Source organism: Pseudomonas sp. CFBP 13719 (assembly GCF_014842095.1).
In the GTDB taxonomy this organism is placed as follows: Bacteria; Pseudomonadota; Gammaproteobacteria; order Pseudomonadales; family Pseudomonadaceae; genus Aquipseudomonas.
The window spans coordinates 77,936-94,847 of record NZ_JACYVB010000011.1 but is presented as its reverse complement, the minus strand read 5'-3'; the positions used below and the strand labels follow the sequence as shown (position 1 = coordinate 94,847).

Genomic DNA, 16,912 nt, shown 5'->3' with positions numbered 1-16,912 from the left:
TATAAGAAATAAATATTCGGTAGCAAAGATGCGCGGGGCATCCCACCTGCCACATACCCACAGGATGCCAATGATCATGACTGGTTTGACCGATACGAAATACTCCGTCCTCGACCTTGTACCGGTGCGGGCCGACCACGGCCCGGCGCGGTCGCTGCACAACGCGCTGGACTTGGCGCGCCATGCCGAAACCTGGGGCTACAACCGTTTCTGGGTAGCCGAGCATCACAACATGGACGGTATCGCCAGCTCGGCGACCTCGGTGCTGCTGGGCTATCTGGCGGGGGGCACTTCGTCGATCCGCGTCGGCTCGGGCGGGGTGATGCTGCCCAACCACGCGCCGCTGGTCATCGCCGAGCAGTTCGGCACGCTGGAAAGCTTGTATCCGGGACGTATCGACCTGGGCCTGGGCCGCGCGCCGGGGTCGGACCAGATGACCGCCCGGGCGCTGCGCCGTGAGCGCTCCGGCAGCGCCGACGACTTTCCCGACGACGTCCGCGAACTGATGGCCTATCTGGGTCCGCGTACTCCGGACCAGAAAGTGATTGCCGTGCCGGGCAGCGGTACCAACGTGCCGATCTGGTTGCTGGGCTCCAGCCTGTTCAGCGCGCAGCTGGCGGGTATGTACGGCCTGCCGTATGCCTTCGCTTCGCATTTTGCGCCACGCTACATGCATGAGGCGATTCGCGTCTATCGCGCCCACTTCCAGCCCTCCGAGGTGCTCGACAAGCCTTATGTGATGCTCGGGGTGCCTTTGGTGGCAGCCGACAGCGACGAGCATGCCGACTACCTGGCGACTTCGGTCTACCGCCGCATCCTTAACCTCATGCGTGGCCAGACTTTGGTGCAGCAGCCACCCGTGAAGAGCATGGAAGGGTTGTGGTTGCCCCATGAAAAGGCTGCGGTCGGGGATTTTCTGGGCTTGGCGATGGTGGGGGGACCAGCGAAGATCCGTGCCAAGCTGGATGTGCTGAAGGAACAGACTCAGGCAGATGAGCTGATCTTTACCTGCGATCTGTACGAACATGCCGACCGGTTGCGGTCGTATGAGCTGTTGGCGCAGGTGATGCGGGGCTGAGTCTTGCATAGGGCAAAATTACAGCGGCGCCTGTTTCGCGGCCGATGACCGCTCCTACAGGGGATTGGATGTCCTGCGGGAGCGGGTCATGGCAGCAATGTCATCAGCGCTTGTAGACGATAGCCTTGGTGCCGCCCTCGCACGAACCGACGACCTGGAATCCGGCATCCGGAGTGACGTTTTCGACCACTTCCAGTGTGTAGCCCGACACGCCGTTGGCATCGATCTTCGCTGCGATTTCGCTCTTGAGCTCCTCGCACGGCTTGCCTGCAGCGAACACGCCGCTTGCCACGCTCAACAAACCCACAGCCAATAAAACTCGCTTCATCGCTTACATCCCTGGTCTGGTAGTGCCGGTTAAAGACAAACGGCGAGCCGCCTGGATTCAGGTCGACACGCCGGCAATGTGTTGTAACTCAACCTATGGCATTCGGCCAGTCAGAAGATTCCGTGTTTTCTGTCAGCTGTTCTGGATGCGGAAGCCGACTTTGAGTGTGACCTGGAAATGCGCTACACGACCGTCTTCGATATGACCGCGGGTTTCGGTCACTTCGAACCATTCCATTTTCTCGATGCTCTTGCTCGCTTCGGCCAAGGCATTGTTGATCGCGTCTTCGATAGTGGTGGTCGAGGAACCTACCAATTCAACTTTCTTGTACGTGTGATGATCGCTCATGGTGCTCTCCGTTCGGGTGACTACTGAAGTGGTTGTCTACCTGTGTGGGGATTTCTGCGCTAAAAGTTCACACGCACTGCACTTTCATCTTGCAGCGCAGTCGGAATCTACACACGCTATTCATCACAATGAAGGAGAGTTACCCATGGCAAATTCGTCACGCAAAGCTTCGCTGCAGAGCATGGAAGCAGAAATCGAAAGCCTGCTCCGCTCCCTGGAAAGCCTGAAAGAAGATTCCACCGAGGAGTCGCGCAAGGTGCTCAAAGCGTTGAAAGCCAACGCGGAATCCGCGCTGAGCCATTCGCGCAGCCTGATCAGCGACGCCTATGAAGAAGTGAAGGTCAAGACCAAGGAAACCGGCATTGCCACCCGTGACTACGCCCAGGAGCATCCTTGGGCTGCCGCTGGCGTTGCCGTCGGCGCACTGGGCCTGATCGCCGCTTACCTGATGTGCAATCGCAGCAACTAATCGACCTGGCGTTCGAGCTCTTGCGCAAGCCATAGCGCCAGTTGTCGGGCGCGCCCATCTGCGGCGCGCCGCGGGACCCAAAGTGCCAGCCGCGCCGGGGTTTGCGTAAACCCCCATGGCGCGGCCAGGCGCCCGGCACGCAGGTCATCGACCACCAGCGGTTCGGGTGCGATGGCGATGCCCAGGCCAGCCACCGCCGCCTCCAGCAAATAATACAAATGCTCGAACCCTTGTCCCATGGTCAACGCCTCGGGATCCAGGCCATTGCGCCGTGCCCAGCTGGGCCAGGCCTGTGGCCGTGACGTGGTGTGCAGCAAAGATTGCCCGAGCAAGTCGCCGGCCGCACGGCCCTGCAAGGCCTCGAACCCCTGGAAGCGCGGGCTGAGCACCGGACCGATACGTTCCTCGGCCAGCTCGAACACGTCCATGTCGGCGGGCCAGGGCGGCTCGGCGAACATCAGCAAGGCATCCAGACCAGGACGGCGCGGGTCCAGGTCACCTTCGCCGGCCGAGAGATGCAGGCGCAAGTCCGGCAACTCGCTGTTCAGCCGGCCCAATCGCGGTATGAACCAGCGCGCCAGCAAGCTTCCCGAGCATCCCAGCACGAACGGTGCCTGCGCCTGTGCCTGGCTGAGCTCCGTACAGACCAGACGCAAACGCTCGAAGGCCTCGGCACTGGCATCGCGCAGCCGACTGCCGGCATCTGTGAGTTTCAAGCCACGTCCCTGCTTGACGAACAAGGCGATGCCCAGATGCTCTTCGAGCAGCTTCAATTGCCGACTGACGGCTCCGTGGGTAACGCTCAGGTATTCAGCCGCCTTGCTGACGCTGTTCAGCCGGGCAGTGGCTTCGAACGCCTTGAGGGCATTCAAGGGGGGCAGGTCACGGCTCATGGTATTGTGAGAAATCCTGACAGGTTGACGAGATCTTATCGGTTTTCTTCGGTCGCTGTCGTGGGTACAGTGGCCACATCGTCATTCAATTCCCCTGGAGCTTCGCATGACCCAGACCAATCTTCGCAACGGCCCGGACAGCAACGGCCTGTTCGGTGCCTTCGGCGGCCGCTACGTCGCTGAAACCTTGATGCCGCTGGTGCTGGAGCTGGCTCGTGAATACGAAGCCGCCAAGGCCGATCCCGAATTCCTCGAGCAGCTTGCCTACTTTCAACGTGACTACATCGGCCGGCCCAACCCGCTGTATTTCGCCGAGCGCCTGACCGAACACTGCGGCGGGGCGAAAATCTACTTCAAGCGCGAAGAGCTCAACCACACCGGCGCGCACAAGGTGAACAACTGCATCGGCCAGGTGTTGCTGGCCAAGCGCATGGGCAAGAAGCGCCTGATCGCCGAGACCGGCGCCGGCATGCACGGCGTGGCTACGGCCACGGTGGCGGCACGCTTCGGCTTGCCCTGTGTGATCTACATGGGTGCCACCGATATCGAGCGCCAGCAGGCCAACGTGTTTCGCATGAAGCTGTTGGGCGCTGAAATCGTGCCGGTCACCTCCGGTACCGGCACTCTGAAAGACGCCATGAACGATGCCCTGCGCGATTGGGTCACCAATGTCGACGACACCTTCTACCTGATCGGCACCGTGGCCGGTCCGCACCCTTACCCGGCCATGGTGCGTGACTTCCAGTCGATCATCGGCAAGGAAACCCGCGAGCAGTTGCAAGAGAAGGAAGGCCGCCTGCCCGACAGCCTGGTGGCGTGCGTCGGTGGCGGTTCCAATGCCATGGGCTTGTTCCACCCCTTCCTCGATGACAGCAGCGTGGAGATCATCGGTGTCGAAGCCGCCGGCCATGGTGTGGATTCGGGCAAGCATGCCGCCAGCCTCAACGGCGGCGTGCCCGGCGTACTACACGGCAACCGTACCTATCTGCTGCAGGACGACGACGGGCAGATCACCGACGCGCACTCCATTTCGGCCGGCCTGGACTACCCCGGTATCGGCCCCGAACACGCCTTTCTGCATGAAATCAAGCGAGTGAACTACACCAGCATCACCGATGAAGAGGCGCTGGCCGCGTTCCACGCCACCTGCCGCCTGGAAGGCATCATCCCGGCGCTGGAAACCGCCCACGCCCTGGCCGAGGCCATGAAGCGCGCCCCGACGCTGCCTGCCGACCATCTGATGGTGGTGTGCCTGTCCGGCCGCGGCGACAAGGATATGCAAACCGTGATGAGCCATATGGGCGCCCACCCGCAGGAGACACTGGCATGAGCCGCCTTGAACAACGCTTCGCCGACCTCAAGGCCGAAGGCCGCGCCGCGCTGGTGACCTTCGTCACGGCGGGCGACCCAGGCTACGACGCTTCGCTGTCCATCCTCAAAGGCTTGCCCGCCGCCGGCGCCGATGTGATCGAACTGGGCATGCCCTTCACCGATCCGATGGCCGACGGCCTGGCCATTCAGTTGGCGACCCTGCGGGCACTGAACGCCGGTCAGACGCTGGCGAAAACCCTGCAGATGGTTCGTGAGTTCCGCGTCGAAAACAGCACCACGCCCATCGTGCTGATGGGTTATTACAACCCGATTCACCGCTTCGGCGTCGAAGCCTTCGTGGCCGAGGCCAAGGAGGCAGGTGTCGACGGCCTGATCATCGTCGACCTGCCGCCCGAGCATGATGGTGAATTGGCGACCCCGGCACAGGCCTCGGGTATCGACTTCATCCGTCTGACCACGCCAACCACCGACGATGCACGCTTGCCAAGGGTGCTGGAGCGCAGCTCCGGGTTCGTCTACTACGTATCGGTGGCCGGCGTGACCGGTGCCGGCTCGGCTACCACCGAGCACGTAGGCGCTGCCATAGAGCGGCTGCGTCGGCATACCGACCTGCCGATCAGCGTTGGTTTCGGCATCCGTACGCCCGACCAGGCTGCCGCCATTGCCCGCCTGGCCGATGGCGTGGTGGTCGGCTCGGCACTGGTGGACAAGATCGCCCATGCCCAGCACCACGGTCAGGCTGTGGAAGATGTGCTGTCGCTGTGCAGTCAACTGGCGCAGGGCGTACGTAAGGCTCGTGTCAACTGAAGGTAAAGATTCCAATACAGAGGAATTAGCCTCTGGTTCACGGGACTAAACGGCAAGACCAAGGGGGATCGAACCTGTGTTCGGTCCCCCTTTTTGCTATTTGGCCGTGAAGGAAATCCATGATGAACATGCCAAAAAACCTGATCCTGAGCGTGGGCGCACTGTTGATCGCTTGCGCACCGCTGGTACAAGCCGCTCCCGGTGGTCCGGGTGGAGCGGATGAGCAACGTCAAGGACGCCAGGAACAACCCCATCAGCGGCAGGGCGGACCCGATCGGCCTGATCGTGATGAGCGCGGTCCAGGCAACCGTGGCCCAGGCAATCCAGGTGGCGGCATTGCGCGCGGCGGTCCACCCCAGGATTTCGGCCCCGTACGCCAGACCATTCAGGATCACCGCGACGTCTTCCGGCCCGGCACCCCACCTCCCGCCAGTATTCGCGCCATCAAGGGACAACCCCTGCCTCGCGGCTACGGTGCCCGCCTCGACGGTCCCGCGCTGAAGCATCTACCACGTTACGAAGGCTACGAATGGCGCCGCATGGGCACGGATGTGGTGCTGATCGCCATTGGTACCGGGATCGTTTATGAGGTATTGCAGGGGGTGTTGAACTGATCAACCATCTAGAGATGCACTGCCTGTCGTGACGCCTTCGCGGCTGTACGCCGCTCCTACACGGTCGCATTTCTTTGTAGGAGCGGCGTACAGCCGCGAAAACGGTGAGATAGGCGCTGCATAGCTTGCAGCAGAACCACGCCGACTCATAGCAGCAACGCAGCAAACTATTCAGCGCATTCGCTTCGAATCACTTCTAGCGCATAGCCAATGTCACTCGGCATAAACGCGTCTGGGAATGCCGGACATATCGTGATACTCAAAGAATGGAATGCTAACACTTCCATGGAAAGGCGCATTTAGCCCCCATTGACCATACCCAGCCTCTAGATGGCTAGGCGCTCCACCGGACCCAGACAGAGGGAAATTTGCAGCGGATAGGCTATCAACAGGCGAGCTCAAAACCGGCATTGACGGCTGCACCGGAACATCCAAGCTTTCATCGAACATAGCTCTTAAGGCGCTTACAATCTCTTCATGCAAAACGGGATTATCGATACCAGGCTCGAACACACCCCAAAAACTAAATCGAGACAAACCCATCAAATCTCCAAATGTTGTAAACATGGAATTGCTGTTTTTTGTATTGCCAATCACCTTGATACCCCCCGGTGGGTAGTCGAGATTCATATCGTTTATAAGCCCAATCGACTTCACGGCGGCACGCCACCGAGGTAGTATATTTCCGCTGTCTCCGGACAAGACCACTTTTCGAGTCTGTCCTTCTTGGTAGAGATACCCCGTAGTCACCTGGTGACCTATTACACCCACCTCAGCGTGATGTTTTTTAACTGCAAAATGCCATGCTCTCAACGAGTGGCGGTTAGAGGTGCCAATTGTCGCCGCACGAAGCGTGACGCGGTCGGTAGCTAAGCCATGTAGCTCCGCCATGACCTATCCGTTCGGGTGACGAAGCGCCCAAAAGTTGTGGCTCCATAGACCGGCGATGGCATGTGAACGTGCTTCGATTTGATATTGCTGTGACATGGGTAACTCCTGTTAAGGGATGGATGACTTCGAGAGCTGTAACTCGCGGTCTATGCTTCCACTACCCGGCTTATGGAGTTAAATACATAATTAATATTTTCTCATATTCTAATGAGAAGCCGCCCAAGCGCTTATACACCCCATGCCACTAGCCAAAAAGTCCATGGATGACCAATTCGATAGATCTGAAACAGGCTCGAGATAGTCGAAACCGTAAACAAGCGTGATATTGCCCCAACAGCCGCTCACTTTTTCGACGTTGCGATCCGGCTGCTGGAAATGGGTTTCGCTGATTACCGTACATACAATCCGGTTCGAGGCGTGTTGAGCAGAAACGCATTCGCCTTTCATGCCTTTGAAAAACGCTACCAGTGATGCATGGTCCAACGGTCGAAATGCCCGAGCGCCTATGGATCTACCTTCATCAAGACGAAGGGAAGGCGAGTGATCATCCGGCATCATGCGGATTATCGTATAGGTGAAGATATCGATTGGGGCAGGCGGCTGATAATCTTGAGGGATGGGTAGATAACATCCTGAAACGGCGGTAGATACAACGGCGACTGCTATGGCACGGCGCATGTCGATGCATTCCTGATCGGTGGGATCATGCAGGGTAGCCAGTCGACCGATTGTGCAGTAGCAGCCGTTTCCCAAGTGAATGTGAGATATCCCCTCTACCGCCGGCTCTGCTCCTCCATCACCCAATCCACGAACCTTTGCACCATTTGTCCACGGCGTTTGCGTTGCGGCACCACCGCGAAATAGCCCAACGCCGATGTGGCGGCGCCTTCGAAAGGGCGGCAGAGCAGTTGCTGCTCCAGCAATGCGTCCACCAGGTGACGCCAGCCGATGGCAACGCCTTGCCCGGCAATCGCGGCCTGGATGAGCAGTGTGTAGTTGTCGAAGCGCAATTGCCCCGGCGCTGGGGCACTGGGGATGTGCAAGGCGCGGAACAGGCCGCTCCAATCGAACCACTGACAGCTGCTTTCACCGCGCAGGTGCAGCAGCGGCCATTCGAGCAATGCATCAGGGCCGAGCGGTAGCGTTCGATCTTCCAACAGGCGCGGGCTGCACACTGGATACACCTCTTCGTTGAACAACCAATGGCTTTCACCCTGGCGAAAACGGCCATCGCCGAACAGGACCGCCACGTCGATGTTCGGGCCGAGCATGGCGTGGCTGCGTTCACTGGTGACCAGGCTGACATCGACCTGTGGATAACGTTGGTGGAAACGATGCAGGCGTGGCATGAGCCAGTAGGCGGCGAACGCGAAGTCGGTAGAGACCTGAAGCACTTCGTGCTGGGTTTGGGTGGTGATCAGGCCCAGACAGTCGTCAATGCTGCGCAGCCCTCCATGTACCGCCTCGAACAAAGTGTAGCCTGCGTCGGTCAGCTCGATGCCTCGGTAAATACGATCGAACAGGCGGACGGCCAGTTGTTCCTCGAGCCGTTTGATCTGCTGGCTGACGGCAGGCTGCGTCGTACCCAGCTCGGCCGCAGCAGCGGTAAAGCTTCGCAGCCTGGCGGCGGCCTCGAAAGCCCGCAACAGGTCAAGAGACACCTCTCCAAGGCTCGTAAACATAAGCGCTACTTATCCTAGGTATTGTTCTGCATGGGCTTTACCAAGCCACAGCTGCACCGCAAGGTGAACGGTAGAAACTTCGCATTAATCTCCACTATGGAATGCCCTGAGCCCATGAAGCGCAAGAACATTCTTTTCATCATGGCCGATCAGATGGCCGCACCCATGCTGCCGATCTACGCGCCATCACCGATCAAGCTGCCAAACATCAGCCGCTTGGCCGAGACCGGGGTGGTCTTCGATGCGGCCTACTGCAACAGCCCTCTGTGTGCGCCTTCGCGCTTTACATTGGTCAGCGGCCAGTTGCCGAGCAAGATCGGCGCCTACGACAACGCTGCCGACTTTGCCGCCGACGTGCCGACCTATGCGCATTACCTGCGGCGCCTGGGTTACCGCACGGCGCTGTCGGGCAAGATGCATTTCTGTGGACCGGACCAGTTGCACGGCTACGAACAACGCTTGACCAGCGATATCTATCCGGCCGATTACGGTTGGTCGGTCAACTGGGACGAGCCCGACGTGCGCCCCAGCTGGTACCACAACATGTCCTCGGTGTTGCAGGCTGGCCCCTGCGTGCGCACCAACCAGCTGGACTTCGATGAAGAGGTGGTCTTCAAGGCCCAGCAGTACCTGTTCGATCACATTCGCGAAGACGGTGATCGGCCGTTCTGCCTGACGGTGTCCATGACCCATCCGCACGACCCCTACACCATTCCCAAGCCGTTCTGGGACCTGTACCGCGACGAGGACATCCCGCTGCCGCAGAACGTACCAAACCAGGCCGAGCTGGACCCGCATTCGCAACGCCTGCTCAAGGTGTACGACCTGTGGGACAAGCCCCTGCCTGTGGATAAGATTCGCGACGCCCGCCGCGCCTACTTCGGTGCGTGCAGCTACATCGATCACAACGTCGGCAAGCTGCTGCAGACCTTGGAGGAAACAGGGCTGGCCGACGACACCATCATCGTCTTCTCCGGCGATCACGGTGACATGCTGGGCGAGCGTGGGCTCTGGTACAAGATGCACTGGTTCGAAATGGCCGCGCGGGTGCCGCTGCTGATTTGTGCGCCCGGGCAGTTCAAGCCAGGGCGAGTGCAGGCCGCAGTATCCACTGCCGATCTGCTGCCGACCTTCGTCGAGCTGGCCGGTGGCGAGCTGGAACCCGGCCTGCCGCTGGACGGACGCTCACTGGTGGCCCATCTGCAGGGTGAAAAGGGGCATGACGAAGTGTTCGGTGAATACATGGCCGAAGGTACCCACAGCCCGTTGATGATGATCCGCCGTGGTGCGATGAAATTTATCTACAGCGAGGTCGACCCTTGCCTACTCTATGACGTGGACAACGACCCACGCGAACGTGAAGACCTGAGCCAGTCACCCCCGCACCGGGCACTGTTCGGGGCTTTTCTGAGCGAAGCCCGCCATAAATGGGACATGCCGGCGATACACCAACAGGTGCTCGCCAGCCAGCGCCGACGCCGCTTCGTGGCCGGCGCCTTGGCCCAAGGCACGCTGAAGAGCTGGGACCACCAGCCGCTGGTGGACGCCAGTCAGCAGTACATGCGCAACCATATCGACCTCGACGACCTGGAGCGCAAGGCACGTTATCCACAACCCTGCCCATAACATTTGAAGCTCTGAGGGGAAGTCGCATGAAGGTCACCATGAAGATATCCACAGCCCTGGCCGCCGGTTGGCTGGCGGTTGCCGGGACCACGGCGGTCGCCGACGAACAACGCTGCGAGACGGTGAAGATGGCCGACCCGGGCTGGAGCGACATTGCCGCCACCAACGCGCTCACCAGCCTGGTGCTGGAAGGCATGGGTTACCGGCCCAAGATCGACACGCTGGCGGTGCCGATCATCTTTGGCGGTCTCAAGGATGGCCAGGTGGATGTCTTCCTCGGCAACTGGATGCCGGCCCAGCAGGGCTTCTACGACAAGTTCGTGGCCAACGGCGACGTGGTGCAGTACGCCAAGAACCTGGACGGTACCGAGTTCACCCTGGCCGTCCCCGACTACGTGTATGACGCGGGTGTGAAGGATTTCGCCGACCTGGACAAGCACGCCGACAAGTTCGGCAAGAAGATTTACGGGATCGGTTCAGGGGCACCGGCCAACCTCTCGCTGGCCGAGATCATCAAGAAGGACGAGTTCGGCCTGGGGGACTGGAAACTGGTGGAGTCCAGCGAGCAGGCGATGCTGACCGAGGTCAACCGCAACGTGAAGAAGAAGTCGTTCGTGGTCTTCCTCGGCTGGACGCCGCACCCGATGAACGTGCAGATCAAGCTCAAGTACCTGACCGGCGGCGAGAAGTATTTCGGCTCGACCGGCACCGTGCACACCCTGACCCGCAAGGGCTATGCCGAGAGTTGCCCGAACACCGGCAAGCTGCTCAGCAACCTGGTGTTCACCCAGGACATGGAGAACAGCATCATGGCCGATGTGGCCAACAGCAAGAAAACCAGCGCACAGGCGGCGCAGGCCTGGCTGAAAGCCAATCCGGCGGTGTTGGAGAAGTGGCTGGAAGGTGTGAAAACGCTGGATGGCAAGGACGCGCTGCAGGCGGTGCGAGCCAAGCTTTGATTTGACGGGCTTTGATTTGATGGGTGTCAGTCATGGCCTCTTCGGGGGCAGAGGCCTTCACTGACACCCTTCAATCAAATCAACCCGCCGCCATCTCCCGGCGCAGCTGGCTCAGCACCGGCGCCGTATCCACCGCCACACCACGCCAGTAGGTAAACGCTTCGGCTGCCTGCTCGACCAGCATCCCGAAACCGTCCAGCGACAGGCGCGCGCCATGTTCGCTGGCCCAGCGGCAAAACGGCGTCGGCTCTTTGCCATACATCATGTCGTAGCAGACCGTTACGCCTGGCTCGATCAAGCTGGCGGCGATCGGCGGCAGATCGCCCGCCAGGCTCGCCGAAGTGGCATTGATGATGATATCCACCGGCTCTTCCAGCCAATCAAAGCCACTGGCCGCCACCGGCCCCAGGTCAGCGAACAGTTGCGCCAGCTGTTCGGCTTTCTCGACCGTACGGTTGGCGATCACCAGTGACAGCGGCTGCTGTTCGAGCAACGGCTCGAGCACTCCACGCACCGCACCGCCGGCACCCAACAGCAGAATACGCTTGCCCTGCAAGGTCACGCCGGCGTTGTTGACCAGGTCGCGCACCAGCCCCACGCCATCGGTGTTGTCGCCACGCAGGCTGCCATCGGGCAGCCGACTGAGCATGTTCACCGCGCCGGCACGTTGCGCGCGCGGAGTCAGTACGCTGCACAGGCCGAACGCCTGCTCCTTGAACGGGACGGTGACGTTGGCGCCCAGCCCTTCTTCGAAAAAGCCCAAGGCACTGCGGGTGAAGTCGTCGAGGGGCGCCAGCCGTGTGTCGTATACCAGCGCCTGGCCCGTCTGCTCGGCGAACAACCGGTGGATGGCGGGTGATTTGCTGTGCCCCACCGGGTTGCCGAAAACCACGTAACTGTCCATGCCAATCGTTTCCTGAATCAAAGGGTAGGGGTCTGCGCCAGCCAGTCGCGATCCTGCAGAAAGTAGTCGGTGAGCCGCGCCTCCTCGCTGCCGGGCGCCGCTTTCCAGTCATAGCCCCAACGCACCTGCGGCGGCAGCGACATCAGGATCGACTCGGTACGGCCACCCGACTGCAGGCCGAACAGCGTACCGCGGTCATAGACCAGGTTGAACTCGACGTAGCGCCCGCGGCGAAACTCCTGGAATTCACGCTGCTGCGCGGTGTACGCCATGGCCTTGCGCCGCTGCACGATGGGCAGGTAGGCGTCGATGAAGGCATCGCCGATGGCGCGCATGAAGGCGAAGCTGGTGTCGAAATCCCATTCGTTCAGGTCATCGAAGAACAGGCCGCCCACGCCCCGCGGCTCGCCCCGGTGCTTGAGGTGGAAATAGCGGTCGCACCAAGCCTTGTAGCGTGGATAGACATCGGCGCCAAAGGGCTCGCAGGCTTGTTGCGCAACACGATGCCAGTGGATGCAGTCTTCCTCGTGGGCGTAGTAGGGCGTCAGGTCGAAGCCGCCACCGAACCACCAGACGGCCTCTTCTCCTTCCTTTTCGGCAATGAAGAACCGCACGTTGGCGTGGGAGGTGGGCACGTGCGGGTTGTGCGGGTGGATCACCAGCGACACGCCCAACGCCTCGAAGCCACGGCCGGCCAGTTCCGGTCGATGGGCGCTGGCCGAAGGTGGCAGGCCCGTGCCGAATACATGGGAAAAGTTGACCCCGCCTTTCTCGATCAACTCACCGTCGGCAATCACTCGAGTGCGCCCGCCGCCGCCGGCTGCGCGCGTCCAGGCATCTTCGACGAAGCGCGCGACGCCGTCTTCGGCCTGCATGGCGTGGCAGATTCGGTCCTGCAGATCGAGCAGATAGGCTTTCACGGCCTCTGTGCGGGTAGTCATGGCATCACCTTGAAAAAGGGCAAATACCGCCAGCGGCCTGGGAATACGCCTGACCGGCGATCAAGTCGGCGCGTAGCATAGCATCGCTCACCGTGTGCGGCAGTTGACGCCGATCAAGCAAAGGCGTCCGATAGGCCTTCGCCCAACGACAGCAGGAGTGAGCAGATGGCAAAGCGTATCCAGTTCGGTTCCACCGGCGGCCCGGAAGTCCTCGAGTTCGTCGACTTCGAGCCCAGGCAACCGGGCCCGCAAGACATTCGCGTACGCAATCACGCCGTGGGCGTGAACTACATCGACAACTACTTCCGCAGCGGCCTGTACCCGGCGCCATTGCCTTCGGGCCTGGGCACCGAGGCCGCTGGCGTGGTCGAGGCGGTGGGCAGCGAAGTGGACCGGTTCAAGGTCGGCGACCGTGTGGCCTATGCGGGCGGCCCCCTGGGCGCCTACAGCGATCTGCACGTGCTGCCGGCGGCCATGGCCGTGCACCTGCCGCCGAGCATCAGCTTCGAACAAGCCGCTGCGGTGATGCTCAAGGGCCTGACCGTGCAATACCTGCTGCGCCAGACCTACAAGGTCGAGGCTGGCGAAACCATCCTGTTCCATGCCGCCGCCGGTGGTGTGGGCTCGCTGGCCTGCCAATGGGCGGCGGCGCTGGGCGTGAAGCTGATCGGTACGGTCAGTTCGACCGCCAAGGCCGAACGGGCCAAGGCTCTGGGCGCCTGGGAGGTGATCGACTACAGCCACGAAGACGTGGCCAAGCGGGTGCTCGAATTGACCGACGGCAAGAAATGCCCGGTGGTGTACGACGGCGTCGGCAAGGACACCTGGGAAACCTCGCTGGACTGCCTCCAGCCGCGCGGCTTGATGGTTAGCTTCGGCAATGCGTCGGGCGCGGTCAGTGGGGTCAACCTGGGTATTCTGTCGCAAAAGGGCTCGCTGTACGTAACCCGGCCGACCCTGGCCAGCTACGCAGTGCCCGGTGCAGTACAGGGCATGGCCGACGAGCTGTTCGCGATGATCGCCAGCGGCAAGCTCAAGGTCGACGTCAGCCAGCAGTACGCACTCAGCGATGCCGCCAAGGCGCAGACCGCACTCGCCGCGCGCGAGACGGTGGGCTCGACCATCCTGCTGCCATGAAACCTGACAGGGAGCCCCGTGAACGCGGCTCCCTGTCTGGCCTCATGGCCTGATCACTTCACCGGTGATCAGGTCGCGAATCACGCTCGGGCTTTTTCGCCCACCCAGCGCGCCGCCCAGCACGACGTCCACTTCGCCACGAAAGTATTGCTCCACGCGCAGGCGGCTGCGCGCGGCCGGGCGTCCTTGGCGATTGGCGGAGGTCGACACCAGCGGCCCGACCAGCGCACACAGTTCCCGTACCTGCGGGTGATCGCTCACGCGCAGCGCGACGGAATCGTGGATACCGGTGATCCATTCGGGCAGCAGGCCTTGGTGAGGCACCAGCCAGGTGTTCGGGCCGGGCCAGGTACTGGCCATCCGATCAATCCACTCTTCGGGAAAATCCTCGAACAGAAAATCGAATTGGCGGATGTTGTCGGCGATCAGGATCAGGCCCTTGTCGACCGAGCGCTCCTTGATGGCCAGCAAGCGGTACACCGCTTCTTCGTCCCACGGATCGCAACCCAATCCCCAGACAGCTTCGGTAGGGTAGGCGATCACCGCGCCCGCTCGGATCTCGCGCGCCGCTTGTTGCACACGCCAACTGCTCACCATCTGCTGTCACTCCCATTGAAGACTGCCGCCAGTGTACTTAGCTGGCCCGTGCAAACCAACGTCCCGCCTGGCTGACCACGCGCCCCTGCATCTCGAGCTCGGTAAGCTGCGCCATCACCCGCGACAGCGGCCATCCCAGCGCCGCCGCCAAACCTTCGGTGGTGTGCGCGGCCGCCACCAGCACCTTCAGCAGTGGATCGGCGGCCTGGGCTGGCGCCACCGGCGTGACCGGTGGCAGACGCTGCCAGCCCTGCAACCCTTCAAGAATATGATTGATGGTTTCGACCAGTTGCGCGCCGTCGCGGATCAACTGGTGACAACCGCGTGCGCCAGGGTGATGAATGGAGCCGGGCAGCGCCCACACCTCGCGGCCATGCTCGGCGGCCAGCCTTGCCGTGATCAGCGAACCGCTGGCCGGGCTGGCCTCGATGACCAGCACCCCCAGGGACAAGCCGCTGATGATCCGGTTGCGGCGGGGAAAATTGCCCGGCTGCGCCTGCGCGTCGAGGGGAAACTCGGAAACCAGCGCGCCCTTGCGCTCGACGATGGCCTGGGCGAGCGCGCGGTGCTTCTGTGGATAAAGTTTTTCCAGACCGGTGCCCAATACCCCGATGGTATGCCCACCCACCTCCAGCGCACCTTGATGAGCTGCCCCGTCCACGCCCAGAGCCAGGCCGCTGGTGATGGCAAATCCCGCCGCTGCCAGGCTGCGAGCGAATGCCCGGGCGTTGTCCAGGCCGGGCGGCGAGGCGCGGCGACTGCCGACCACGGCAATCTGCGGCCGCTCCAGCACACTGGGTTCGCCGCGTACGAACAACAGCGGTGGTGGGTCGGCGATTTCCTTGAGCAGGGCGGGGTAGTCGGATTGGTCCCACATCAGCAAATGCTGGTGCGGGCCCTCCAGCCAGGCCATTGCAGCCGCAGCGTTGCGATGGATGCAGGGGTCGCGGCGGGCTTGGGCGCTGGCGTCGCTGCACCCGGCGCCGCGCCATTGCACGACCGGCGCATCGAGCGCCGAACGTGCGCTGCCAAAGTGCGCGACAAGCTTGTGGAAGCGTTGCGAGCCGATTTCCGGGAGCAAGTGCAAGCGCAGGCGCGCCTCGAGTTCGGAAATGGCGTGTGTAGCGGTATCGAAAAGCGGCATCCGATCATCCTTGAATCGGCAGGCCCGCAGACAGCTGGACAAGCTGTGGATAACTCTGTGCACAAAAGTATCGGAAAGCGACCGACCATGACCCTGTCATGCCCGGCGCCGGTATGCGCTACGGATTGCCTACCTTGTCCATCACTGCCAGCGAGCGGTTGGCGTTGAGGATCAAACCATAGCTCAGCTTTTCATAAGTGCGGAACACCATGAGCAACCCGGAACGCTCGTCGGGGACCTTGACCTGCTCGCCGGTGATACGATCGCGCACTGTTTCGCCGGTCTTGTACACCGCCAGAACGTTGCCTTCGCGCAGCCCGTCGCGCGTTCCGCGGTTCAAGGTGACCACGTCGTACTTGCCGATCTGTGTAACACCTCGTGGTACATCAATGATCACACCACGGATGTCCGTCTCTGGCGCGCTGGGGAAAAACGTCGAATTGACCGCACGTTGTTCGTCGCTGAACAGCCGGTCGCCCAGGCGGACCTCCTCGCGCGAGCGTTGCAGTACCAGGGTAGAGATGTCCCCCTCGGTCGCGACGATTTCGCCGCCCCCGATGTTGTCGGCGTTGATCCCCAGAAACTCCTGGGTGTCGGGGTCGGTGTATGTCTTGCCCTGGCGGAAGATGCCGTACACCGATTGCGCCGGGTCGAATGCGCCACGGGCGTAGATACGGTCGCCCATGCCGCTGAGCACGCGCTCGGCATTGCCGGCCACGATGTAGGGCGCGGCGTTGAACTGTTCAGCCGAATCCATGATGCGGTTGGTCAGCAGGAAGCTGTTGATCGATTCCAGCGGGATGCTTGGAATGGCCTCGGCCACGGGTGTGGTGCGCACCCTGGGCGAGAGCTTGATGGTGCCGCGCGAAGCGCCACGTTCGAGCATCAGTTGCGGCTGGCCGTTGACGAAGCCCAGTACCAGCGAATCGCCGGGGTAGATCAGGTCCGGGTTGGCGATCTGCGGGTTGGCGTGCCAGAGGTGTGGCCACTGCCACGGCTGGCTAAGAAACTTCCCGGAAATGTCCCACAACGTATCGCCACGCACCACGGTGTAGCGCTGTGGGTAGCCGTCCCTGAGCTGCACTTGCGCCTGCGCCAGGCCGGCCATTGCCAGCATCAGCAGGGCGAGTAGTGATTTCCTCATGCCGTGAATCCCTTTATC

Annotated in this window: 19 protein-coding genes; 8 read left to right on the top strand and 11 right to left on the bottom strand. The window is 61.6% G+C overall.

Translation table 11 applies throughout. The features are described 5' to 3' along the window. Positions 1-76: 76 nt before the first annotated feature. Positions 77-1,078 carry an LLM class flavin-dependent oxidoreductase gene (locus tag IFT57_RS24495; RefSeq protein ID WP_122796701.1) on the top strand — a complete coding sequence of 334 codons (1,002 nt, stop codon included), beginning with the start codon at positions 77-79 and terminating at the stop codon, positions 1,076-1,078. Between the two features lie 103 nt (positions 1,079-1,181). On the opposite strand, the gene IFT57_RS24490 is transcribed toward IFT57_RS24495, so the two are convergent. Further along, positions 1,182-1,406, bottom strand: coding sequence for a DUF1161 domain-containing protein (locus tag IFT57_RS24490; protein ID WP_122716121.1), 225 nt, complete (start codon positions 1,404-1,406; stop codon positions 1,182-1,184). A gap of 132 nt (positions 1,407-1,538) precedes the next feature. Beyond that, positions 1,539-1,754 carry a dodecin gene (locus tag IFT57_RS24485; protein WP_043191958.1) on the bottom strand — a complete coding sequence of 72 codons (216 nt, stop codon included), beginning with the start codon at positions 1,752-1,754 and terminating at the stop codon, positions 1,539-1,541. A 145-nt stretch (positions 1,755-1,899) separates the two neighbouring features. On the opposite strand from IFT57_RS24485, the gene IFT57_RS24480 reads away from it, so the two are divergent. Beyond that, positions 1,900-2,223, top strand: a complete 324-nt coding sequence (locus IFT57_RS24480; RefSeq protein ID WP_122716119.1) for a DUF883 family protein — start codon at positions 1,900-1,902, stop codon at positions 2,221-2,223. Here IFT57_RS24480 and IFT57_RS24475 read toward each other — a convergent pair. Beyond that, the gene (locus IFT57_RS24475; RefSeq protein ID WP_192152971.1) at positions 2,220-3,116 is read right to left on the bottom strand and encodes a LysR family transcriptional regulator; all 897 of its coding nucleotides are present in this window, start codon (positions 3,114-3,116) and stop codon (positions 2,220-2,222) included. The two genes, IFT57_RS24480 and IFT57_RS24475, sit on opposite strands and share 4 nt — an antisense overlap. A gap of 106 nt (positions 3,117-3,222) precedes the next feature. Here IFT57_RS24475 and trpB point away from each other — a divergent pair, with 106 nt between their 5' ends. The 3 genes from trpB to IFT57_RS24460 all read left to right on the top strand — a co-directional run bounded on the left by trpB (position 3,223) and on the right by IFT57_RS24460 (position 5,869). Continuing rightward, entirely contained in the window at positions 3,223-4,446 is a 1,224-nt protein-coding gene (gene trpB / locus IFT57_RS24470; protein ID WP_192152970.1) for a tryptophan synthase subunit beta, read from the top strand. Continuing rightward, a complete protein-coding gene (gene trpA, locus IFT57_RS24465; protein WP_192152969.1) occupies positions 4,443-5,255 on the top strand; it encodes a tryptophan synthase subunit alpha in 813 nt (270 codons plus the stop codon). The genes trpB and trpA overlap by 4 nt, the downstream gene beginning before the upstream one ends. Positions 5,256-5,377: 122 nt before the next feature. Next, on the top strand, positions 5,378-5,869 hold the full coding sequence (locus tag IFT57_RS24460) for an anti-virulence regulator CigR family protein (RefSeq protein WP_192152968.1): 492 nt from the start codon (positions 5,378-5,380) through the stop codon (positions 5,867-5,869). 213 nt (positions 5,870-6,082) lie between these two features. Here IFT57_RS24460 and IFT57_RS24455 read toward each other — a convergent pair whose 3' ends face one another. The 3 genes from IFT57_RS24455 to IFT57_RS24445 form a co-directional block, all read right to left on the bottom strand. Beyond that, positions 6,083-6,760 (bottom strand): hypothetical protein, encoded by a 678-nt coding sequence (locus IFT57_RS24455; protein ID WP_192152967.1) that lies wholly within the window; start codon positions 6,758-6,760, stop codon positions 6,083-6,085. Positions 6,761-6,964: 204 nt separating this feature from the next. Then, positions 6,965-7,438, bottom strand: coding sequence for a hypothetical protein (locus tag IFT57_RS24450; RefSeq protein WP_156463222.1), 474 nt, complete (start codon positions 7,436-7,438; stop codon positions 6,965-6,967). Between the two features lie 95 nt (positions 7,439-7,533). Then, positions 7,534-8,442, bottom strand: a complete 909-nt coding sequence (locus IFT57_RS24445; protein WP_192152966.1) for a choline sulfate utilization transcriptional regulator — start codon at positions 8,440-8,442, stop codon at positions 7,534-7,536. A 114-nt stretch (positions 8,443-8,556) separates the two neighbouring features. Between IFT57_RS24445 and betC the strand changes: the two genes are divergently transcribed. Beyond that, positions 8,557-10,068 (top strand): choline-sulfatase, encoded by a 1,512-nt coding sequence (betC, locus tag IFT57_RS24440; protein ID WP_192152965.1) that lies wholly within the window; start codon positions 8,557-8,559, stop codon positions 10,066-10,068. Between the two features lie 38 nt (positions 10,069-10,106). Beyond that, a complete protein-coding gene (gene choX, locus IFT57_RS24435) occupies positions 10,107-11,027 on the top strand; it encodes a choline ABC transporter substrate-binding protein (RefSeq protein ID WP_192152964.1) in 921 nt (306 codons plus the stop codon). A 79-nt stretch (positions 11,028-11,106) separates the two neighbouring features. Here the strand turns inward: choX and aroE are convergent, their stop codons facing one another. Further along, the gene (aroE, locus tag IFT57_RS24430) at positions 11,107-11,931 is read right to left on the bottom strand and encodes a shikimate dehydrogenase (protein ID WP_192152963.1); all 825 of its coding nucleotides are present in this window, start codon (positions 11,929-11,931) and stop codon (positions 11,107-11,109) included. A 17-nt stretch (positions 11,932-11,948) separates the two neighbouring features. Further along, positions 11,949-12,872 (bottom strand): oxygen-dependent coproporphyrinogen oxidase, encoded by a 924-nt coding sequence (gene hemF, locus IFT57_RS24425; RefSeq protein ID WP_192152962.1) that lies wholly within the window; start codon positions 12,870-12,872, stop codon positions 11,949-11,951. Positions 12,873-13,037: 165 nt separating this feature from the next. Here hemF and IFT57_RS24420 point away from each other — a divergent pair, with 165 nt between their 5' ends. After that, positions 13,038-14,009 (top strand): NADPH:quinone reductase, encoded by a 972-nt coding sequence (locus IFT57_RS24420; protein WP_122796657.1) that lies wholly within the window; start codon positions 13,038-13,040, stop codon positions 14,007-14,009. A 42-nt stretch (positions 14,010-14,051) separates the two neighbouring features. On the opposite strand, the gene IFT57_RS24415 is transcribed toward IFT57_RS24420, so the two are convergent. From IFT57_RS24415 to IFT57_RS24405, 3 genes are all read right to left on the bottom strand, one after another. Then, entirely contained in the window at positions 14,052-14,606 is a 555-nt protein-coding gene (locus IFT57_RS24415; protein WP_122480061.1) for an L-threonylcarbamoyladenylate synthase, read from the bottom strand. Between the two features lie 37 nt (positions 14,607-14,643). Beyond that, on the bottom strand, positions 14,644-15,750 hold the full coding sequence (dprA, locus tag IFT57_RS24410) for a DNA-processing protein DprA (protein ID WP_192152961.1): 1,107 nt from the start codon (positions 15,748-15,750) through the stop codon (positions 14,644-14,646). Positions 15,751-15,868: 118 nt separating this feature from the next. Next, positions 15,869-16,894 carry a LysM peptidoglycan-binding domain-containing protein gene (locus IFT57_RS24405; RefSeq protein WP_122716106.1) on the bottom strand — a complete coding sequence of 342 codons (1,026 nt, stop codon included), beginning with the start codon at positions 16,892-16,894 and terminating at the stop codon, positions 15,869-15,871. Positions 16,895-16,912 lie beyond the last annotated feature (18 nt).

Coding starts and splice junctions, on each gene's coding strand:
- IFT57_RS24480 (WP_122716119.1), top strand. CDS start 1,900: ATGGCAAATTCGTCACGCAAAGCTTCGCTGCAGAGCATGGAAGCAGAA.
- IFT57_RS24485 (WP_043191958.1), bottom strand. CDS start 1,754: ATGAGCGATCATCACACGTACAAGAAAGTTGAATTGGTAGGTTCCTCG.
- aroE (WP_192152963.1), bottom strand. CDS start 11,931: ATGGACAGTTACGTGGTTTTCGGCAACCCGGTGGGGCACAGCAAATCA.
- IFT57_RS24405 (WP_122716106.1), bottom strand. CDS start 16,894: ATGAGGAAATCACTACTCGCCCTGCTGATGCTGGCAATGGCCGGCCTG.
- IFT57_RS24490 (WP_122716121.1), bottom strand. CDS start 1,406: ATGAAGCGAGTTTTATTGGCTGTGGGTTTGTTGAGCGTGGCAAGCGGC.
- hemF (WP_192152962.1), bottom strand. CDS start 12,872: ATGACTACCCGCACAGAGGCCGTGAAAGCCTATCTGCTCGATCTGCAG.
- trpB (WP_192152970.1), top strand. CDS start 3,223: ATGACCCAGACCAATCTTCGCAACGGCCCGGACAGCAACGGCCTGTTC.
- trpA (WP_192152969.1), top strand. CDS start 4,443: ATGAGCCGCCTTGAACAACGCTTCGCCGACCTCAAGGCCGAAGGCCGC.
- IFT57_RS24495 (WP_122796701.1), top strand. CDS start 77: ATGACTGGTTTGACCGATACGAAATACTCCGTCCTCGACCTTGTACCG.
- dprA (WP_192152961.1), bottom strand. CDS start 15,750: ATGCCGCTTTTCGATACCGCTACACACGCCATTTCCGAACTCGAGGCG.
- choX (WP_192152964.1), top strand. CDS start 10,107: ATGAAGATATCCACAGCCCTGGCCGCCGGTTGGCTGGCGGTTGCCGGG.
- betC (WP_192152965.1), top strand. CDS start 8,557: ATGAAGCGCAAGAACATTCTTTTCATCATGGCCGATCAGATGGCCGCA.
- IFT57_RS24450 (WP_156463222.1), bottom strand. CDS start 7,438: ATGCGCCGTGCCATAGCAGTCGCCGTTGTATCTACCGCCGTTTCAGGA.
- IFT57_RS24475 (WP_192152971.1), bottom strand. CDS start 3,116: ATGAGCCGTGACCTGCCCCCCTTGAATGCCCTCAAGGCGTTCGAAGCC.
- IFT57_RS24415 (WP_122480061.1), bottom strand. CDS start 14,606: ATGGTGAGCAGTTGGCGTGTGCAACAAGCGGCGCGCGAGATCCGAGCG.
- IFT57_RS24445 (WP_192152966.1), bottom strand. CDS start 8,442: ATGTTTACGAGCCTTGGAGAGGTGTCTCTTGACCTGTTGCGGGCTTTC.
- IFT57_RS24420 (WP_122796657.1), top strand. CDS start 13,038: ATGGCAAAGCGTATCCAGTTCGGTTCCACCGGCGGCCCGGAAGTCCTC.
- IFT57_RS24460 (WP_192152968.1), top strand. CDS start 5,378: ATGAACATGCCAAAAAACCTGATCCTGAGCGTGGGCGCACTGTTGATC.
- IFT57_RS24455 (WP_192152967.1), bottom strand. CDS start 6,760: ATGGCGGAGCTACATGGCTTAGCTACCGACCGCGTCACGCTTCGTGCG.